Origin of the sequence: Plastoroseomonas arctica (genome assembly GCF_018128965.1) — a bacterium.
Lineage (GTDB): Bacteria > Pseudomonadota > Alphaproteobacteria > Acetobacterales > Acetobacteraceae > Plastoroseomonas > Plastoroseomonas arctica.
In genome coordinates this window covers 106,956-126,345 of record NZ_JAAEDH010000012.1, presented here as the reverse complement: position 1 = coordinate 126,345, position 19,390 = coordinate 106,956, and the positions used below count along the sequence as shown (strand labels likewise).

Genomic DNA, 19,390 nt, shown 5'->3' with positions numbered 1-19,390 from the left:
ACCGCAAACGATCATGGAGATCTTGTAGTGATCCAAAGGCAGCCGATGCGCTGGTTTTGGCTGGACGCCCGAAAGACATTCGTCGAGAGGAGATTGATTAGATGCCCGTCGATTTGCCACAAATTCGGATGTTGGCATTCCAAAATGAAGAGATCGGGATGGGGTTCGCGAGCTCCACCGGGCTCGCGATCGGCACTTGCCTAGAAAACTTTGTTGTAGACGGGGGGCTGTCATTTTAGGGCAGGAAGTAACTGCATCAGCCACACTGGTGACGTCGCATGAACAGATGATGCAGGCGATCAATTTTTCCTTCGAAGCGCAAGGCCGATACGGATTTTTTTCAGGTGGTGGGAAGGCTGAATTCGCGGAAAACACCCGATTCAATTCTACATCGACATTCCTTGTGGCACGATGTCTCGTAAAAAACCCTTTGAAGCGAGGCAAAAACTTTGTCCTGAAGCAATCAGCACAACAGCTCATCGACGCATTACGGTTCGACGAATTTACTCTCGCATTCGGGGATAGCTTCGTCCGAGGCCTTCAGACCGGCGGCGAATTCTACGCCGTTGTGCGAATGACGTCCGTGTCACAATCGACGCAGGCATCGCTGGCAGCAACGCTGCAGGCTGAAGCCAATGGCCTTTTGGCTAGCGGGAGCTTCAAGTCCAGTTTCAACACCTTCAACGCGTCCGACCAAACGAGATCTGAATTCAATGTGACAATGTTTCAGAACGCCGGGATAGGGGCCCAGAGTGCGCCTGTCGCTGCAATCGATGAGGTGATTGCTAGGTTCAAGAAATTCCCTGAGATCGCGAATGAGCATCCAGCGGCATACGAAACTGAGGTTGCGACGTACAATACTCTTCCCCTCCCGCTCCCGACGCCGGAGCAGCAGGAAGCCTTCATATTCGCATTGCGGGACACCCGCGAAAGGAAACTCAGATTTATTCAAGTCAAGAACGACTTAGAATTTGTTTTGCAGCATCCTGAGTTTTTTAGGAATGTGGCATCGCCTGAGACCATGATGTCGGCGATTTCGACGTACACGAAGCTGATAAACGCTGTGGTTGACCACGCGATAAAGCTCTCGAACGGTCAGATATCGCCGCCCCGTATTTTCGATCCCGGAATGCTAGTTCCTCCGCTGGCCGAACCCGCCCCTATTCCGATTGTCAAAGCCGACGCCGTCGGTCCGCCCACGCCGAGGACAGTGTATCGTCGCGGGGATCGCGGCCCCGGCGTCCTGAAGCTCCAAGAGAGGCTTCGAGAACTCGGGATACGAGTGGAAATGCCCGGATTCCCTCGCACAGAGGTCACGGCCACCGGCCAATTTCTTGCGCTTACGGCCGCAGCAGTCGCAACTTTCCAGGTGTCGCGCGGCCTTTTTCCGGACGGAGAGGTCGGACCAGTGACTATGCCAGCTCTTGGCTTGGCACTGCCATCAGCAGAGGAAAGCAATGCCGGCCTTCCTCCGCCCGCATTAGGACGCAGGCTCTCGCCCCTCGTAGCAAGACTGCGCGTCGGTGGGGTCCTCACTTTCGTCACGGTCCGCACGTTCTACCAGCTTGGGGATCGAGGCCCTGCGGTATCTGAGCTTCGCTCTGCTCTGAGCGCTCAGGGCTTCACATCGGATCCGGACCCGGCCGCAACGTTTGGGTCTGCTACCGACGTCGCCGTTCGTGCCTTCCAGGCGAATAGGGGCTTGCTTCAGGACGGGGAGGTCGGGCGCGGGACCCTCGGAGCGCTTGGTCTCACACTCCCCCTACCGGCGGACGAAGGCTTGCTCTTTCGATGATGCTCAGCTGACGGCCAGGTGCACGTCCGCATCGGAGGTGCGGCACTCGAACCAGCAACATGCCACGTCTGAATGCCCGGCATCGGTCCAGCCGGCCGCCAGGTCGCGTTTGGCTTGCTGGTTGCTGGTCATCGAGTAGAGGTTGCACATCAACCAACGCCTTAAGCCCGGCCGTCTAGCGGGATTGATCAGCTGTTATCCGAGTGGATACCGAAAGCGGAACCAGACGAGAATACGGTAGGATCACACGCGGCTACAGGGAGGCGAAAAGGATGGCGAGCGACGACCACGACCTGGGAGACTCGCAGAGCCGGGCAGAGAACGCTCGCTTCCGCGAAATTGCGCAGCGGCAGCAGGCTTCGAACCCCGAATACGCTTACGCACCCAGATGGGCTCCAATGGGCAACTGGCGAATGTCCGGCTTCGATGTATTCATCGCGATTGCTGGGCTCGGCGTATTCGCCATGGTGCTGGGAATGTGGGCACTGGGTATGATCAGCTAATCGCTCCTGTGCATCGTCTGCCACGTCTGGCTGATCGTACCCATCCGGCCAGGGCCGCGGGCAGGTAATGATTAGGCGGCAGCGGCCAGCTGAGTCTGGGTGTTCTTCCAGTTCCAGGGCAGCAACTCCGGTATGCGTGATGCGGGATGGTCGGCGATGCGGGCCAGCACGTCGGCCAGGCAGGCGCAAGGATCGACGTCATTCAGCTTGGCGGTGGCGACCAGCGAGCACATCGGAGCCGCCCGCTCCCCGCCCCGGTCGGACGCTTCGAACAGCCAGGACCTTCTCTCGAGGGCGATGCCGCGCAGCGCGCGTTCGGCCGCGTTGTTGGTTAGGAAGATGCAGCCAGCGGCGCGAACCTGCTGAATGCGTCCGAGCGCGTCGGCAGGAAGTTCATCGCACGGGCCAGTTCAAGGCGCCGCGATCGGTGTGTTCAGCAACGCTAGGCGAAGTTTCGCGCGTCGCGCCAGGTCCGGCAATTGACCGATTACGCCCGTGCCGGGGCAGTCCTTCGGGGTGAATTTCGCTGTCTTGTTCTCCGGCTTAGCGCGCCACACCACCTGAATGAACTTGTGGCAAGTGATGCCCGGCTTGGTTGGGTCCCCCGGATCGGCCTCGCTGACGCCCGTCGGGTCTAGCGCAACATCCGGATGTGCTTTGGCGATCCAGGCGATCAAGTTGCTGCCGTATTGCAGCTGCGGCTCCAGCAGTTGATTGGGTCCGATGCCAGCGAACTCGATATGGACCGACGTGCCGGTCAGCCAGCCGGTGCCGAAGGCGATGTCTTTGGTATCGACGAACTGGATGACCCGCCCATCGAGCTCCACACAGAAATGCGCCGAGACCATGCCGACCCCCATGCGCTCACGCTCCGATGCGCTCGTCCAGGTGTTGTAGGCGCTGCCGGCCTGGTCTTGCAGGGTCATCCCCGCCGCCGTGGTATGGACGACGACGCGTACTACCTTGCCGTTGGCATCCTTTCGCAGGTTCGCGGGATCGGTCAGCCACTTCGTACCATCATTGTCAGGAAAGACAGGCATTGCTGGCTCCTTTCAGCCGCGTCGGCACTCAGGGTCACGTTCCTGGAGGCTCGCATCGCCAGGCGGGCCGCGCCAAGCGACAATGCGGTGTCGCCCGTCATGATGTGATGCGACGCATCATGTGGCGCTGGCGCGACTTCGCCTTTCGCTGGCCGCTCTGTCCGTTCGCGCTCTGCATCCTGGCTTGCAGAAGTGGCTCGCGAATTTCGAACAGCCCGCAAACTGACGGTCCTGCCTGATGGTGGCGATGATGCCGCGGATCAGAAACATGAGCGACGTAGCGCAGGAGACTGACGCGAAGCGCTGGCCGCAGCGCCCGGGGCGCGGTCGCAGATCAATGCTCCTGGCCAGAGACCGTTTGCATCTAGTCGCACTTCCTCCGCCAGTTCCAATACGAGCCGTGGGGCGAAGGTGAAGCTACGGATCGAGATCGAAGCTGACCTGCCATCCGGCTTCACGGCAGAGCTGGTCCGCGTTGTGACGGAGAATGGGAACACGCTGAAGTTCACGCAGCAAGGATTCGAGACGGAGGACTGATGGATGCTCAGCGAGCCGTACCACCCACGCTCGTTTCAACTTTCGCTGCCGCTCCCACTCCACCGGAAACGGCTCCATGAGGGCTGGCAGCGTCATCCCCGCTGGCTGCCGCCCGTCCAGGATCGTCTGGACGATGTTCGGCGCCAGCAGCGTGAGGCGGAGCAGGAGCGAGACGTAGGACGAGTTGATCTTCTCGGCCGCTGCCAGTTGGTGAGGATCCCCATCGCACGAGATCATGCCACACCGCGATCGTTGTCAATGTTGGAACGACGTTGAAATCAATTGCATTTGGAAGTGTCGCCAAGCTCGACGTGGTGACAACCTGCTTGATGTGGTCGCGATACTCGCGCCTGGCCACGATTTGCTACGCCTTGCGACTGCGTACGCGCTGGGATTGGCTATGTCGAGAATACTGGTCGCGTCGAACGGTTGAGTAGTTTTTTGTCGCAATCACCCCAATTGTTTCGCGTAATGCCTTTGGCCTAACGCGACGGATCGACAGCTTCTGGGGTCGCCGACGAGTCAAGTGAACGGCGGGAAAGGGTGCGATGCGGAGAGGCAGAATTTGGCCCGAAGCCGTCTGTCTGCCCCCGGGCCATCAAAGCTGAACATCGGTCGTCAATTCACGCGCCTGCTTGGACAGCTACCGATCCCGATCAATCGCTGACGGTCGCTGGCAGCAACTTCAAAGCTGATCCCGGTGCGCATGCTCTCGACTCGTATGCCGCCCGGCGCCGAGGGAATCCTTTTCGAATTCTTCCGTCAGGGCTTATCCACTAGCGAGCATGCGTGACCTCCTACTCCCGGAACTCACGTCCTGCGAAATTCGCGTCCGCGACGCAGCGAAACTTGCAGAGGAGGCCGCATGAGCGACTTAGGAACGGAAGCGACCCTCAACGGCCTGGACAAAGAAGCTGTGCGCAAGGCGCTTCTTCAATACAACTATTTGCCCAGACAGCATGATCATAAGGAAGAGCTCCCGCCCATTTTCAGCTCGGTTCACTTCACGCCCGAGGTGGCTGCAAAACTGCTCGAAATTCCGGCCCGTATCAGGAGGGGCTACGATCTTCTACCCTTTCGCAGGACGCGGCACCCCAATATTCCTCGAATGATGGGAATACCCCATCCAAGGGCTTACGCCCAACTCGTCAATGTCATTGCCGCACAGTGGAGCAAAATCGGCTCGGTCTGCCAGAGCCCCAACTCTCAATTAGAATTCGGACTGCATGAAGATGGCCGGATTGTCGTCCACAAATACGATCACACTTCGGTGGACGGCGAAGTTGAGGATCAAGACCCTCTTTCCGATTTTGGAAAAAACTATCGGATCAAGACCGACATCAACAATTTTTATCACAGCATCTATAGTCACGCCCTGCCATGGGCGCTCGTCGGGCATGAGGAAGCCAAAAAGCATAAGGGGGCGAAGCACATTGATCAGTGGTATAATCAGATCGATAGAGCTGTGCAGCAATGCCAAAGGGGAGAGACTAAAGGCGTGCCCATCGGTCCGGCAACGTCAACAATCTTAAGCGAAATATTGTTATTCAAAGTCGATGAAACGCTCCGATCTAAATATTTCTTCACGCGATATATCGATGACTACACCGCCTATGTTGACAATCGGGACGAGGGAGATCAGTTTTTGATTGATCTTGCGCGTTCATTGGAAGGATATGCGCTGACTCTGAATCTGCGGAAAACCCATGTCTCACAGTTGCCGGTCGTAAATCGTGACGAATGGGTGACCGACTTAAACCTGTTCCTCGGCGTGGATGACGGATCGAGAACCACTGACGGAGGAGTGAGAGAGAAGATAAAATTTCGACAGCTCAAATTAATAATAGATAAAGCGCTTGCCCTCAGCAAAGAATTTCCTGATGGCAGCGTGATCAAGTACGCATTTTCCGCAATTATTGATGCTGATATCGACAAGATCAGTTCTGGTGCCGCTGATGAGGCGGCGGAAAGATATTTTGAGGATGCATTGCTCCGATATGCCTACTACTATCCTACTTTGATCCCGCTGATTCAAAGATGGCTTTCGTACAAACCATCGTCTGATAACTTGGTTGAGCATCGGGTCGAAAAGCGATTGGCCACTCTTCTCAAAAGATCGTTTGCGCTAGCGCAATCCGACAACATTATCTGGTGCATATATTATTTGTTGCAGCTCAATGGGGAAACTGAGATCGGGCTGCCAGAGCGTTGCTGCGGAACGAATGACCCCATGGTTGTGCTCATGGGATATGTTTACGCTAAGAAGAAAAAGCTGCCACTTGATCCGCTGTTAGCCTGGGCGGAGGCGTTCGGCATTGGCCTTAATGAAGAACGTCTCAGCGAGTATGACGTCGATCGAGTATGGATGGTCTTATACCAGTTATACCGCGACGGCGAGATAGCGAACCCACCCTACAAAACCAAGGAGGACAATAAAGTCTTCCATACGATGAAGGAGATGGGCGTTTCCTTTGTGGACTGGGATCACGATGATTTCGGTCGCCGAGCGTCCAATTTCGCTAAGGGATTATTTAAGGGGTTATTGCTCGGGCCGGAAAACGAGCGATAAGGAGGTGTGCAAGAGTTCATCCAGAAGAGTTCGAACCCCCAGTGACACAAACGATCTGACTGAATGCACCGCGCCAGTCTGCTACGGCGCTGCCTCCATCGCAAACCGGCTAGTTCGCCTCCCGCCCATCCCTGCCAGCAATCGAAGGAGGCGCGTTGTCCGCTTTCAGGAAGCTAGGCGGGCCCTTCTCATGACCGGGATGGGCGCTAAGCGGACACTGGTTTGCTTCGTCAGCCGCGCACCAAGTACTCGTGCGGGCACTCCCATAGGTCGGGGGATGTGTCGAGGAGTGCGGATAGCAGAACCCCACTGAGCGCATTCGCATCGAGGATCGCTTCCAAGATCTGCAGCGTAACGGGCGTCAGGCGCCGCAGCATCTTCAGATACCGCGATCGACGCGCTCTGTCGCTGCCATTTCAGCTATGGACGCATACCGTCCCTCATCAAAATTAGTTGGATCAGAACGCTAGTTGTAAGCGTGCTGACCAGCGCGGGGTCGACCCGCGTTGTGACTGGCGCCACCCCATCGACGATTGACGTCACGCCAGTTTTTCTGCCCGGCGGGCGCCGGATAGCCTCCGGCACTCGGACTTTGAAACTGGTCGCGTTGTCATGCAGCCGCTCTCAGGGCAGCCGGTGCGATGGCAGTCAGATCCCAAACCAGACCCGTAAGGCCTTCGGCGCGAGGGCGGCTGTTGGCGCCGGCCGGGCCGAGCACCACGCGCTCCACTAGCAAGCGCACAATCCGCGCCTACTCCGCCGGAAATAGCTGATCCGACAGCTGTCGGGCCGGTGCAGCGCGTTCTGCGTTTCGCCCTCGGTCAGATCGAGCGCCTCCTTTGCGCCGCCGCCATGCGCCGACGACGATCTCCGGCTGCCGCAGCAGCACCCGCGCCTGGGCCACCACTGCTGCCTCGATATCCGCGGCCGACACCCGGCGCAGAACGGTGTCGCCCCCCGCGGCGCGACACTTTAGAACCCGCTGCGGCACATAGGAGCGGTGGCGCCGTGATGTCGGGCGTTACCTTTTCCCTCGAAGGTGGCCGTGCTTAGGGCCCCGTACTGGATCGCGTGTTTCTGGCACAATGGTAAGGCCAGGGGCTCCCCGCATCATCGTCGATGGGGCCGCAGTCCGCACGTCGCCGTGGTGTAAGAATCGACGCCAGCCGAGTACCTATGCTGTGTCATTCTGAAGCGGTCGATTGTCGAGTTGCTGACGCTAAAGCAGTCTTTTAGCGCTTGGAGGGTGTCGTCGTTTTTCCGCATTCGATATTTTGCAGCTCGGGTATGGCGGCCCGCGCGAGCTTGAAATAAACCGGATCGTGCTCGATGCCGACGCTGGCGTATCCCAGCGCATTGGCGGCAGCGAGCATCGATCCTGAGCCCGCAAAGGGATCCAGCACCACCCCCGTTCCCAGCGGCAGCACGGCTTTAACGATCTGGCGCAAAAAGGCCTGTGGTTTCAGGCAGGGGTGCGGAGCGAGAGCCTTCTCGAATGGTGAGGCCGGAGAGGACTGGATCAAATCGTTGAACGGGCGTGCGGCGGACTCGCGGCGGAAGCCACCCGTCCCCCAGTGACGCAGATTGTCTTGTACCCTCCCCTCCGGCGGCGCGCGAAATATGAGCCATGGCTCCCAGTTCGCTCGCGGCATGACGCTCACGTCGCAGAACTCTCTCTCGGCACCCTTCGGCCGGTCTCCCCCTCGCAGGGTGGTTACTTGGCGCATAATACTTCCGCGATTCTCAAGGCCGCTCCGGACCAGGGTACAGGCTACGATATGGAACAACAGCGGATGGGCGGCGACAATGATGTTGGCGCCAGGCACGACGATGCGGGCAACCAGACGGCCAAACTCTTCGTAGAACGCCTGGAGCGCTTGGTGATCGGACGCGGTCATGACGGTGAAACGCGGGACAGCCGCCCGACGGTGGCCGTTCAAGTGCGTCGGCGATCGCCACACTCCGCCGATGCCGTGACGCAGCTTGTGCATCTCAAAGGCCTTGAACTCGTGCACCCCAAAGGGCGGATCTGTCACAACAGCTTGGATCGAACGCGGCTCGCAGGCATTCAGCCAAGCGAAGGGATCGGCTAGGTGCAAGGTAGCGCGTCCGTGGCGAAAGATCGTGCTGTCAGCCTCGGGTGGCGATACCGTGCGGTAGTGGGCGCTTCCGTCCGAGAGGTTCAGTTCATACTGATGTGACGCCGCAACGGATCGAGTGGTGATTTCCATTTGAAGCAGCTTCCAGGCGAATGCAGCAGTTTGGTCTCGCTCCCGAGCGTGGCGTCACGACGCCTTTGATGCATACCCCGCCCCCCACAATCGATGCGCTCTTTTCGCGTGAGTACCGGCACTGGCGGCGTGGCAGCGATCTACCAGAGCGGTGAATTCCTGACCGAGCGCTAGTTGGAATTGGAAGCTTGGCGTGGGCTCGTCTGCCGAGAACCTCGTGGCGCGAGGCGTGCGACGAGAAGTGTCTGCCTGATCGTCCGGCATCTCTGACGATGCCCGCGGCGCGTGAAACTGGTCTCAAAGTCCTCGATCGCCTAAGCCGGGACATTTTCAAGACCCATCTACTCGAGATGAGTTGCTGAAGGCTTGATTCCGCCCCGTGCCGCAGTGCCCGCTGCGTCACACGTGGGCCGCGAACGGCTCGTAGAATGTGGAGGCCCGGCGCTAGGCGCTGGGAAGCAGGACATGCGGAAAGACCGAGACCGTGGTCGATGATCTAACGCGGCGGGCGCACCAGACGGACGCCGCATCTATCCTGTACGGCAGTGTAACCGAGAGACCGTGAATTAGCGGCCACGACAGCAGCCCTTAAACCAAGGTGAACGCTGCTAGAGCGGCATCGGTGAGGCGGGAATTTCAGACAGCTAGTCTCATGTGGAATGGCAAAATTCCCACGTGAGAGTAGATATTGGGCGCATCCAGGGCCGCGTAAGCGGGAATTTATCGGCCGCCTAGCAGCATCTAAACGCGCAGTGATAGCTAACTACCTGGTTTCGTTGCCTCGTAGGCGTTGAACGCAACCAAAAGGTGGGACTCGCGTGGAATCGTCCCATTATCTCCCCTTGGTCCCCCACTTGAATGACACCGGGGAGGGCTCACTCGGGCCATCTGCGCCGTTCACCGCTACCATCGCGGAAAGTCGGGCACCTTCCTTTCCGCGCGGCCGGGGATGCCAGGCGCGAGCTCGAAAAGGTCATTCTCGCCGCCGAAGCGTCCGACGAGTTGCACGCCGAGCGGCAGCCCATTCGAATGGGGCCGGGCCGGAACGTTGAGGCCGGGATGGCCGATGGCGTTCACCAGGTCGCAAAGGCGTTCTGCGCCCCCGCATTGCCCGGTGCGCCGCCAATTTCGCAGGGGAACTCGTCTCCGATCGGCCATGCGGGCGAGGCGGCACTCGGGCAGAGGAAAACATCCACGTCGCCTCAGGCATCCGCGACTCCCGTGCGGATTTCCGCGAGACTATCCAGCGCACGCACGTAATCGACGGCCGTCAAGGCAAGGCCTCGCGCCGCCGTGGCCGCGATGGCCGCGCTCGCCTCTGAGCGCCAACGATCGGGATGCATCTCCGCCGCCCGTGCCGCGCCCGCGGAACTCAGCGTGCCCCAGACCTTACACACGATCGCCACATCATAGGGCGCTGCACGCGGCACGATGTCGTATCCGGCTGCCTGCAGTACGGCGACACATTCCTGCACGGCCGCCTCCACTTCTAGATGCACGGGTTCGCCTGCAAGGCGCGCAAACCAGCCGATGCGGGGCCTTCGCGTGGCCGAGGCGGGAGGCAGGCGTGACGAGGAGGGATCGCGCGGATCTGGCCCCGCGAGCAGGCGATAGGCCATCTCCAGGTCCTCCAGGCTACGGGCAACAGCCCACGGCCTGGAAGTCGATCCCAATCGGTGGGAAGCCGTAGCGGCGCGCGATGCGGCCATTGGAAGGGCGCAGCCCGTACAGCCCGGTGTAGCTCGCAGGGAGGCGCGTGGAGCCGCCGGCATCGGTGGTCAGCGCGAGCGGGACCATCCCCGCCGCGACAGCGGTCACCGAGCCGCCGCTCGAGCCGCCCGGTGTCAGCGACACATCCCATGGGTTGCGCGCCGGCCCGCGCAGCCGGCTGTCCGTTCGTCTGGACAATGCGAATTCGGGCGTGTTGGTCTTGCCCAGGATCACGGCACCCGAGGCGCGCAGGCGCTCCACCGGGATGTCGTCGCAGGGCGGCACGAAATCCGCCCACGTCCGGCTCCCCCAATGGGCCGGCATGCCGGCGACCCAGAGGTTGTCCTTCACCGCGACCGGAACGCCATCCAGCGGGCCGCGCCGCGCGCCGGCCGCCTGGCGTGCGCCCGCCTCCGCGGCGGCACGGGCCGCGCCTTCGACATCGACATGGACGAAGGCGCCGAGCGCGTCATTCGCGCGCGCGATCCGCGTGAGGGCCTCGTCAAGAAGTACGGCTGGGGTCACCTCTCCCGCGCCAGCGCCTGCGACATGGCCAGGGCGCTCAGCGGCGGCGGGATCTCGGTCATCATGGGGCAATACCTCTGCGCGGGTTTTCGCGCTCGTTCGTCAGGATCGCCCGCAGGGCCTTCTTTTCGCGCGCGAGGAGACGCGCGACCAGTTCGATGCGTCGCGTATCAAGCCGCTCGGCCACGGCGACGACCGAAAGCGATGCCGGCGTGCCGCCGATGCCATTGCCGATCGCGATCGCGACACCGCGGTAGCGTGCGACAATGCGGCCCGAGGTGATGGCGAAGCCGCGTGCCCGCGTCGCTTCGACGTAGGTGCGGATGCGTTCCGCGGTCAGGCCATGGCGGCGGTAACGCCCGGCATTGGCGGCGATGACGGCATCGACCTCGCTCGAGGGCAGGCTCGCGAGGACGGCCAGCGAGCCCGCGCCCACGCCAAGCGGCCGCCGGTTTCCGATCTCGATCGGCAGGGCGCGGATCTCGGACACGCCTTCGCTGCGGTCCAGACAGAGCGCGTCATTGTCGCTGCGGCAGTTCAGATAGGTCGTGTCGCCGACCGCCTCCGTGATGCGCTCCAGCGTGCCGGCGCAGAGACGGCGCGCATCGACGCGCGGCGCCGCCGCCAGGCCGAACTCATAGAGGAGGGAGCCCAGCCGATAGCTGCGGCTCGCCGGGTCGCGCTCGAGCAGGCCCTCCGCCTGCAACACCTTGAGAAGGCGGTGGGCCGTGGGCTGCGGCAGACCCGCACAGTGGGCCAGCATCTTCAGCGTCGCGCCATTGCCGCGCGCAGCGGAGACTTCGCGGAGCAGTGAAACCGCGCGCTCACGACGCGCGCGCCATCGGAGGGAGGGAGAGAGTCCATTAGGCGCAATCCCCAAGAGCGATCCAAGGCTATCCGCGCAACAGGAAAAACGTAAGGCGGGGAGGTCTCGGAATTCCACATTGTGGAACTGGTCTTGATTTTACCTTGCGAAATTAGAAGCGCCCCCGGGATGCTGCTCCCTCGTCGACGGGAGATCAGTGATGACGGAAGCAAGGTTCACCAGCCGACGCGTGCTGCTTGGCGGCATGGGTGCCACAGCCGCGACCCTCGGCGCGAGGGCGGCGCATGCGCAGGCTTTCCCAAGCCGCTCCGTCCGCGTCATCGTCCCCTTCCCGCCAGCCGGTGCCGCCGACATCCTGACTCGTGTGCTGTCCGAGCCGCTCTCGCGGGCGCTGGGGCAGACCATCGTCGTCGAGAACCGCACGGGCAGCGGCGGGCGCATCGGCACGGAGGCTGCGGTCCGCGCCGCGCCGGACGGCTACACGATGCTGATGGGCAGCCAGGCGACCAACTCGATCAACCCGGAGCTCTATCGCGACGCCAGCTTCGATCCGGCGCGCGATCTCGTGCCGGTGGGGCTCGTGGGCGGCGTGGGCTCGGTCGTCTATGTCCGCAACAGCCTCGATGTCCGGACCCTGGAGCAATTGCTCGAACGCGCGCGCCAGAAGCCGGGGGAACTGACTTACGGCTCGGCGGGGAATGGCGGCGGCTCCCACCTGGCGACCGCATTGCTGGAAGCCATGGCGCAGATCCAGCTGACGCATGTGCCGTACCGTGGGACGGCACCGGCCACCTCCGATCTTCTCGCCGGGCGCATCGACCTCATAAGCGATCCGATCACCACGGCGCTGCCGCATGTGCAGGCCGGCGCCGTGCGTGCTCTCGCCGTCACCACGCCGCAGCGACATCCGGCCTTGCCAGACGTGCCCACCGTGGCCGATGCCGGCGTGCCCGGATACGAGGCGGTGAGCTACTATGGGTTCTTCGCGCCCAGTGGCGTTCCGGCCGGACCGCTCGGCCGCCTGCGGAGCGCCTGCGCCACCGTCATCGCCGACCCGGTGATCGGGCGGCGTCTGGAGGAGCAGGGGATCGTCCGCCTCGGGCTGAGCCCGGAGGAATTCGCCGCCTATGTCGCCGCCGACCGGCAGCGCTGGGGCCGCGTGATCCGCGACGCCAACATCACCGTCAACTGAACCGAGCACAAGGAAACGCGCCCCATGGAAATCATCGATCTGAGCCGCGAAATATTTCATCGCACGCAGACCCATCCGTCGCACCCGCCGGTCATCATGACGGTCTGGAACGACCATTCGGAGAAGAAGGTCGCCGGCGACACGGTCTTCACGAGCAAGGCCATGTCCATTGCCATGAGCGACCATGCCGGCACGCATGTCGACGCGCCGGTGCATTTCGATCCGCGTCCGGGCGCGCTCTCCATCGACCAGGTGCCGCTAGAGAACTTCATCACCTCGGCCTTCTGCATCGACCTTTCGCACGTGCCGCTGAAGCATGCCGCGAGCGTGGCGGAAGTCCAGGCGGCGGTGAAGGCGTCCAGGCAGGAGATCCAAAAGGACGACACGGTTCTGATCCTGCTTGGCACCAATGCGCGCCTGCTCGGCAAGCCCGGCTATGGGCACGACTTCCCCGGGCTGTCGATCGAGGCGATCCATTGGTTGGCGGATCAGGGCATCGGCATGTTCGGCGTCGAAGCCATCAGCCCCTCCCCCGAGGGCGAGTTGAACTTCAAGGCGCACATGGCCTGCGCCGAGCGTGGGATCACGCACATGGAATGCTTGGCAAATCTGGAGGCGGTCATCGGGCGCGGGCGTTTCCGCTTCATCGGCCTGCCGCTCAAGATCCGTGGCGGCACGGCCAGCCCGATCCGTGCGGTGGCGCTGTTCGAGTAGCTTCGCGCGGCTCTTTCCCATCCAGTCTCAAGGGATGCGATCCGCATGACGATGAAGACCGAGAAGCAGAAGATGTTGTCCGGCGAGGCTTACAGGCCGGGCGACCCTGAACTCGCCGCGGACGCGCAACGCGCCCGCGCGTGGATGGTCCGCTACAACACCACCTTGGCCGCCTCCCCCAAGGAGCGACGCGTGCTCCTGCGCGAGCTCCTCGCCCATGTCGGCGAGGACGCGGTCATCCGGCCTCCGTTCTTCTGCGACTACGGCCAGCACATCTCGCTGGGTGACGGGGTGTTCCTCAATTTCAACTGCGTGATTCTCGACGTGGCACCGGTCGTGATCGGCGACCTGACCCAGGTTGGCCCTGGGGTGCAATTCCTGACCGCGGACCACCCGCGCGATCCGGCACAACGACGGGCCGGCATCGAATCCGGCCTGCCGATTACCGTCGGGGCGAATGTCTGGATCGGGGCCGGCGCATTGCTACTGCCCGGGGTCACAGTCGGCGACGACGCCATCATCGGCGCGGGCGCCGTCGTGACCCGCGACGTACCGGCGGGTGCGACGGTGATGGGAAATCCCGCTCGGCAACGTCCCAAGGCGTGATGGGAGATCGTGAGCGAGCACAAGATCGGACGCCCGCCATGAAAAGCAGAATCTACAAGGTTGCGGGCGCCTTCTCGTCCATGCCGTTCCTCGGCAACACCGTTGCCGCAGTGCTCGACGCCGAAGGTCTTGATACGGCGGGCATGCAAGCCATCGCCTGCTAAATCAACCGGTCCGAGACGACCTCGTCCTGCCACCGACAAAGGCCGGGGCCGACTACCACCCGCGGATATTCACCCGGCGCAGCGCGCTGCCCTTCGCCGGTCTTTCGATCCTCAGCAGCGCTCGTGCGGCGCTAGAGGCAGGCCGGGTCACGCAGCGCGGCAATCGCCTGATGCAGGAGTGCGGCGTCGGCCTTGGTCGACCTGACCGTCGAGGGTGAGGAGCGGAGCAGCTTATCCCCCTAGGCTCTCCGCCTGCGTCGGCTTCGCATGCAACGTGCTGCGGTTCCTGGCAGCCTCCAAGGGTCCGGCGTAACCACGTTGCCCGCCGTCGCCGCTGAGCTGGACGCCCGTGCAGTGCCAACCGCGCGCGATAGTGGCTGGCACGCGACATTGCTTTCCCGGCTGTTGCAGCGCGCCCGCGCATGAAGCCGCCGCGCAAGGTGCAACGGGTCGCAAAATGAAGGGCAGCAGAAAAGGACGCGGCGCTGCAAGCCGGCGAAAAAAGGCAACGTTACGTAGAAGATTAAAGGCTTCTGCGTGATCCTTGGCAGTGGCTGAGGCGCACACTGCCGCCCTCCGATGCTTCACGCGCAATTCGCCCGCAAAGGCGACCACATGGTCGTCGCGGCGCTGCTCCAACTCGACATCGCTGTACTTCATCCAGACGGGTTCAACGCGGTTGTCGTCGGGAGGGTCTATAAGGACTTCGCCGGGGATCGTGTGACCGATGGCGTTGCAGTCGCACTCTTCTGGGTATGCGGGGATCGCAGTAGTCCATACGTGGCCGCTCGCGGCATAGCACCGATCAGCGGGCCTGCCGCACGTCATGCATGTGGCAATAGCGGTTCAGCAAGGTCCCGCGCTCCCGATGGAGAAGGAGGAATGCGGTCCTTGTCAGGTCATAAAAGACCTGTTCTGATTTCTCAGTCGGAGTTCTTAAAAACTTGAACGTGGTCGAGGAAACCGGATGGCTCTTGGAGTGGACTTGTTCGGGTTAGACGCAGGCGGCGCTGTCATCTGGCGGCGAATGTGCCGATCGTGGAAAGGCGGCGAGCTTCTAACGACGTTGAGTGCCCGTTTGAAACCTGTCGATCCTGACCCGTCATGGGAATGCACGTTGATCGGCGATGAGGTGAGAGAGCTTACCGGGAGGTTCGATCCGCCAGATTTGCGGTCGAGCTTCCCCAATGACCCCGACCTGGCCGAGCTTCTTCAGACACCCGGAACGGAGGCAATCTTGCTGCGGGTCGAGGAGTGGGGGTTTGGCTGACTCTCTCGGCCGCGTTCTTCGCCAGGAAGCTGTGAGGCGAGCGGAAGCATGCAAGGGGACTAGTGGTCGTTCCCGTGCCTAACGCGAAGCTGTCAGTTTTGGGCACCTAGGTCGGAGCATGTCCTGGGTACCCGGGACACCTAGGACAGACGCCGCCAACTAAGCCATTGATTTGTATATCCGCCCTTGGGTGTCCTGGGGTGTCCTGGGCTAAAAACATGCATGTAAGCATCACCTCTACCTGCGGCATCTTTATTCGGTTTCTGGAAGAGCTTTGCTACACAAAACTGAAAAAAGGGGGAACACCCAGGACACCCAGGACACCCAGGACACCCAGGACAGCTCTGATCCTGCAGGGTTTTCTTAGGAATCTGTCCTGGGCTCCTAGGCCACCCAGGACAGGAGTGGCAACCTCAGTCGGAGCCGTCGGCACCGTCGTCGGCGGGATCGGTGCCGGACTCCCACTCCACATCAAGCCCTATGCTCTGCGTAAAAGCGTTCCGAGCTTTCGTCAGATCTCCAAGCTTGTAGCCGTAGGCACGCTCAAGCTTAACAACCTTTGCCATGCGGGTGACGCCGTTCGACGTTTCCACATCGGCGAGATGCTCGCTGACGATTCCATTGCGCCAGCGGAAGGCTTCCGCGCGCATACTGGCGAAAAAACGTCCTAGGTCCTCTCTCGTGAGTATCCGCCGCTCGCCGCGGGATTTGGCGAACGCGAGGTAGCTGGCGAACAGCAAATGAGTGGTGACGGTTGGGTGCCAGACGGCAAACACCGCCTCCAACCCCAGGCACGATCGGAAGACGTAGCCGCGTTCCAGGCAGTCTTGCCACCAAGCTTCCGTGGTCGTCAGGCTAAGCTTGCGCTGACGCTCTAGCCCCTCGGTGGCGGGTACGGCGCGGACGTTGAAGGTCGTTAGATCCATATGCAACAGGTCGTGCAGCATGGCCTCAAAGCCACCTGCATCCATCTGCTGCCAGATGGCTGCGAAGTAGCCGATGTCGTTCTTCCTGGCCTCGGACACCTCCAGCACGAAGAATCGGCGCGCATCGAGGGAGGCGGGAACCACCCAATCCTCATTGGAGGCCATCAAGATATGCAGGTAGTTGGGGCCCTGCACCGCGTTTTGGAACTTCCCTTCCAGCATCAGCCAGGGTTCGGTGATGAGGCCCTTGAGGACGCCGACTGCCGCTCGGTCGCCGGCGAAGAAGGCCTCATCCGCGAAAAGGAGGATCGTGTCGCGCAAATGGGCATTGAAGTTCCCCACCAAGTGCTTGCTGTTGTAGACTGCTAGGCCGTGATACCCCACGAGCCGCATCAACGCTTTGGCAAGGGTGCCCTTGCCGGTGCCCTCCCCGCCCTTCATCACCACGGCCACCTCGCCCTGCTCTGCGGGCCGCTGGAACAGGCGAGCAATCCAGCCCATCAGGTACTCGAAGTGATCTTTGTCACCGCGGCAGACGATGGTCTGAATATGTGACTGCAGAAGCGACCAATCCCCGCGTGACGGCTTCACCGCGAAGCCTTCCCAAAGGTTCAGCACGCCGGGGCTGGACTCGGTGGTGGTAGGATCGAAGGTCACACCCTGGACGTACTGATGCCGGTCTTGATGGCGCAGCCACACGTGAGCGACGGGCTTACGGACAACCTGTTTTTTGTCATTTTCGCCTGTGGCGACGGTCTCGTTCATAAAGAGCGCTTGAAGATCGCGCAGGGTGAGACGATCGAAGCGGCGACGCTTCAACACCGGGTCATGGCCACGCTGAAAGATCACCGCCTTGCCCGATTCGTTCACCATCATGAATTGCCTATTGAAGCGATCCACGACGGCACGAATACCGGCCTCGTAGTCAGTTGCTCCGGCACTCGGTTTCGCCTGCGCTTCAGGGCTCGATTCGCGTTCGGCCTTCTCTTTGGCTGCGTCAGGAGGCGGCGTGAGCGCCTCGATGGTTCCCATCGCTTCTAGAGCTTCGCGCGTGTGCCCAGCCGCTAGCCAATCAACCACATCGCCCTTCGGTGGCAGTTCCGGCAGCATCACCACCCCCACACTGGCTGCGATGCCCTGGAGGTGCTTGGCCACTTCGGCGGCGTGAGCCTGCCCAGGAGGATCGTTGTCCGGCAGGATCACCACGGTCGCCCCGGCCAGAGCCTGGCCATAGTGGGCCTTCCACTTCCCCGCCCCGCCAGGCGAGCACGTCGCGTCTAGGCACAGGGCGGCTAGGGCGTCAGCCGACTTCTCCCCCTCGACGACGTATATTGTGCGCCGAGCGGCGACCGCGGCAATTATCTTGGGCAGACGGTACAGCACCGGCTGAAGGCCCTTAGTGGACCATTTCCAGCCGCCGGACTTCCTGAGATCGGGGCTCCGCTGCTTGAAGGTTTTCGGTTCAAACCGCACGACCTGAAACAGCAGCTTTGACGCTGCGTCGGTGTAGTTATAGGTAGCGACGATACGCGGCTTGCTGGCGTGGTTCGCTCGCTCGACCTTCGGCCAGAAACTTTCTTCCTTCAGCCATTGCACGGCGCCGGCTTGGTCCGTGCCCTTTTTCTTGCGAACGAAGTCGATGACACCGCCACCCTCGTGCGCCTCGTAGTCGAACCAGATACCCCCGATTAGATCGACAGACAGGCTGCCGTTGGTGCCAAAGCGGAGTTCGGTATTTGACGAGAGCACCGAGTTCGACTCGCCCATGATCGCGCGGGCAACAGGCCCCATCATGCGCACGAAGTCGCCGGTGTCTCCGGAGGACTGGTTACTCACTGGGTGACCGCAACGGGAAGTGCGCTCGGTAGGGGGCGCGCCCCACCGGGCGGCGGCACGATGCTTACGACTTTCAGCCGAAAGCGCGCGACGCCCCCGGCAAAGTTCGCGGCCAGTACCGGGCCTAAGCTGGCACGCTGCATCATGGCAAGCCGGGTTCTAATGCCCTCCGCGAGACCAAGTCCTTGTGTAACCTTGTCACTGGGTGTCAGGCGCATAACGCAGGCGTGGCCGAGCATCGGCTCGCAACGAAGATGGGCAGGCGAAACCTGCGGATCGCCGCCGACGCGGGCTTCGAAGTCGTACCGGGCCCCGCGCTTGGGACCTGATACTTTCACTGCTAGCGATGCTTTAGCGCGGAAGAGCGATTCTTCGCCATGGCGAGAGGTCGTGCCGCCGCTTGTTAAGAAGTGGGCGCGACCTCCAAAGCGTTTTATTAGAAACGCGCTTAAGGCGGAAGTCCTAAGCGTATTGGTGACGCCAGTCTCCCATCGCGCAGCTCGCGTCGATTGGTGGACATATGAAGAGGGAGAGGCTGATAGCCTCGATCGGGCAAATTGAGCGTCAGAGCAGCCTGCCGCGAGATACGGAGGGGTGGGCACCGCTCCTCGGCCGGGCTCCAGTGTTGTCTTGCTGGCAAGGGCAGTGGCCAGGCCCGGGACTACGATCGGAATGCGCTGCCCATTGATCAGGAGGGCATAACGCTCCTGGCCGTCGGGGCCACAGCAGGCGCGCGGTCGCAGCAGTTCCGGCTTAGGCACAGGGCAGCGCGCGGGCGCGGAGCGGCGGCGCAAGAGCGGTTCGGATAATGCGCGGGCTATCCGCGCTTCGGCCTTGGATGTGCGACGCGGGCGATAGCGCAAGCCGCAGCGGAAACATGCGTCCATGGTTCGCCTCTCTCGGGCAAACCGGAGTGGATCGGGCTGGCGCGGGTCATGCGGCAGTG

At 61.8% G+C, this 19,390-nt stretch carries 15 protein-coding genes and 1 pseudogene; 7 read left to right on the top strand and 9 right to left on the bottom strand.

Going from position 1 to position 19,390, the window contains the following annotated elements; all coding sequences use genetic code 11:
* Positions 1 to 286: 286 nt before the first annotated feature.
* Positions 287 to 1,795 (top strand): peptidoglycan-binding domain-containing protein, encoded by a 1,509-nt coding sequence (locus tag GXW79_RS12020; RefSeq protein WP_211874629.1) that lies wholly within the window; start codon positions 287 to 289, stop codon positions 1,793 to 1,795.
* A gap of 3 nt (positions 1,796 to 1,798) precedes the next feature.
* Here GXW79_RS12020 and GXW79_RS12015 read toward each other — a convergent pair whose 3' ends face one another.
* Positions 1,799 to 1,945 carry a hypothetical protein gene (locus GXW79_RS12015; RefSeq protein ID WP_211874628.1) on the bottom strand — a complete coding sequence of 49 codons (147 nt, stop codon included), beginning with the start codon at positions 1,943 to 1,945 and terminating at the stop codon, positions 1,799 to 1,801.
* 122 nt (positions 1,946 to 2,067) lie between these two features.
* Between GXW79_RS12015 and GXW79_RS12010 the strand changes: the two genes are divergently transcribed.
* Positions 2,068 to 2,298 carry a hypothetical protein gene (locus tag GXW79_RS12010; protein ID WP_211874627.1) on the top strand — a complete coding sequence of 77 codons (231 nt, stop codon included), beginning with the start codon at positions 2,068 to 2,070 and terminating at the stop codon, positions 2,296 to 2,298.
* 71 nt (positions 2,299 to 2,369) lie between these two features.
* Here GXW79_RS12010 and GXW79_RS12005 read toward each other — a convergent pair.
* From GXW79_RS12005 to GXW79_RS11995, 3 genes and pseudogenes are all read right to left on the bottom strand, one after another.
* Positions 2,370 to 2,722 (bottom strand): annotated as a pseudogene (locus tag GXW79_RS12005) (transposase domain-containing protein); the annotation flags it as partial.
* On the bottom strand, positions 2,709 to 3,338 hold the full coding sequence (locus tag GXW79_RS12000; protein ID WP_211874626.1) for a peptidoglycan recognition protein family protein: 630 nt from the start codon (positions 3,336 to 3,338) through the stop codon (positions 2,709 to 2,711). The pseudogene GXW79_RS12005 and the gene GXW79_RS12000, both read right to left, overlap by 14 nt.
* Positions 3,339 to 3,755: 417 nt before the next feature.
* The gene (locus GXW79_RS11995) at positions 3,756 to 4,112 is read right to left on the bottom strand and encodes a hypothetical protein (protein WP_211874655.1); all 357 of its coding nucleotides are present in this window, start codon (positions 4,110 to 4,112) and stop codon (positions 3,756 to 3,758) included.
* 628 nt (positions 4,113 to 4,740) lie between these two features.
* Between GXW79_RS11995 and drt4 the strand changes: the two genes are divergently transcribed.
* Positions 4,741 to 6,444, top strand: a complete 1,704-nt coding sequence (gene drt4 / locus GXW79_RS11990) for an antiviral reverse transcriptase Drt4 (protein ID WP_211874625.1) — start codon at positions 4,741 to 4,743, stop codon at positions 6,442 to 6,444.
* A gap of 1,232 nt (positions 6,445 to 7,676) precedes the next feature.
* On the opposite strand, the gene GXW79_RS11985 is transcribed toward drt4, so the two are convergent.
* From GXW79_RS11985 to GXW79_RS11970, 4 genes are all read right to left on the bottom strand, one after another.
* Positions 7,677 to 8,675, bottom strand: coding sequence for a DNA methyltransferase (locus GXW79_RS11985; protein ID WP_211874624.1), 999 nt, complete (start codon positions 8,673 to 8,675; stop codon positions 7,677 to 7,679).
* Positions 8,676 to 9,877: 1,202 nt separating this feature from the next.
* Positions 9,878 to 10,294, bottom strand: a complete 417-nt coding sequence (locus GXW79_RS21675; protein ID WP_211874623.1) for an amidase family protein — start codon at positions 10,292 to 10,294, stop codon at positions 9,878 to 9,880.
* Positions 10,295 to 10,310: 16 nt separating this feature from the next.
* Entirely contained in the window at positions 10,311 to 10,910 is a 600-nt protein-coding gene (locus GXW79_RS21670) for an amidase (RefSeq protein ID WP_211874622.1), read from the bottom strand.
* A gap of 61 nt (positions 10,911 to 10,971) precedes the next feature.
* Positions 10,972 to 11,853 (bottom strand): IclR family transcriptional regulator, encoded by an 882-nt coding sequence (locus tag GXW79_RS11970; protein WP_367614891.1) that lies wholly within the window; start codon positions 11,851 to 11,853, stop codon positions 10,972 to 10,974.
* Between the two features lie 82 nt (positions 11,854 to 11,935).
* Here GXW79_RS11970 and GXW79_RS11965 point away from each other — a divergent pair, with 82 nt between their 5' ends.
* The 4 genes from GXW79_RS11965 to GXW79_RS11950 are packed head-to-tail and all read left to right on the top strand — an operon-like array spanning position 11,936 to position 14,412.
* Positions 11,936 to 12,928: a Bug family tripartite tricarboxylate transporter substrate binding protein gene (locus GXW79_RS11965; protein WP_211874620.1), complete on the top strand. Its 993-nt coding sequence runs from the start codon at positions 11,936 to 11,938 to the stop codon at positions 12,926 to 12,928.
* Between the two features lie 24 nt (positions 12,929 to 12,952).
* Entirely contained in the window at positions 12,953 to 13,642 is a 690-nt protein-coding gene (locus GXW79_RS11960) for a cyclase family protein (protein WP_211874619.1), read from the top strand.
* A gap of 45 nt (positions 13,643 to 13,687) precedes the next feature.
* Positions 13,688 to 14,248 carry a sugar O-acetyltransferase gene (locus tag GXW79_RS11955; RefSeq protein WP_211874618.1) on the top strand — a complete coding sequence of 187 codons (561 nt, stop codon included), beginning with the start codon at positions 13,688 to 13,690 and terminating at the stop codon, positions 14,246 to 14,248.
* A 38-nt stretch (positions 14,249 to 14,286) separates the two neighbouring features.
* Positions 14,287 to 14,412 (top strand): PhzF family phenazine biosynthesis protein, encoded by a 126-nt coding sequence (locus GXW79_RS11950; RefSeq protein WP_211874617.1) that lies wholly within the window; start codon positions 14,287 to 14,289, stop codon positions 14,410 to 14,412.
* 1,683 nt (positions 14,413 to 16,095) lie between these two features.
* Here the strand turns inward: GXW79_RS11950 and GXW79_RS21815 are convergent.
* Complete coding sequence (locus GXW79_RS21815) at positions 16,096 to 18,444, bottom strand: DUF5906 domain-containing protein (protein WP_211874616.1); 2,349 nt, start codon at positions 18,442 to 18,444, stop codon at positions 16,096 to 16,098.
* Between the last annotated feature and the right edge of the window lie 946 nt (positions 18,445 to 19,390).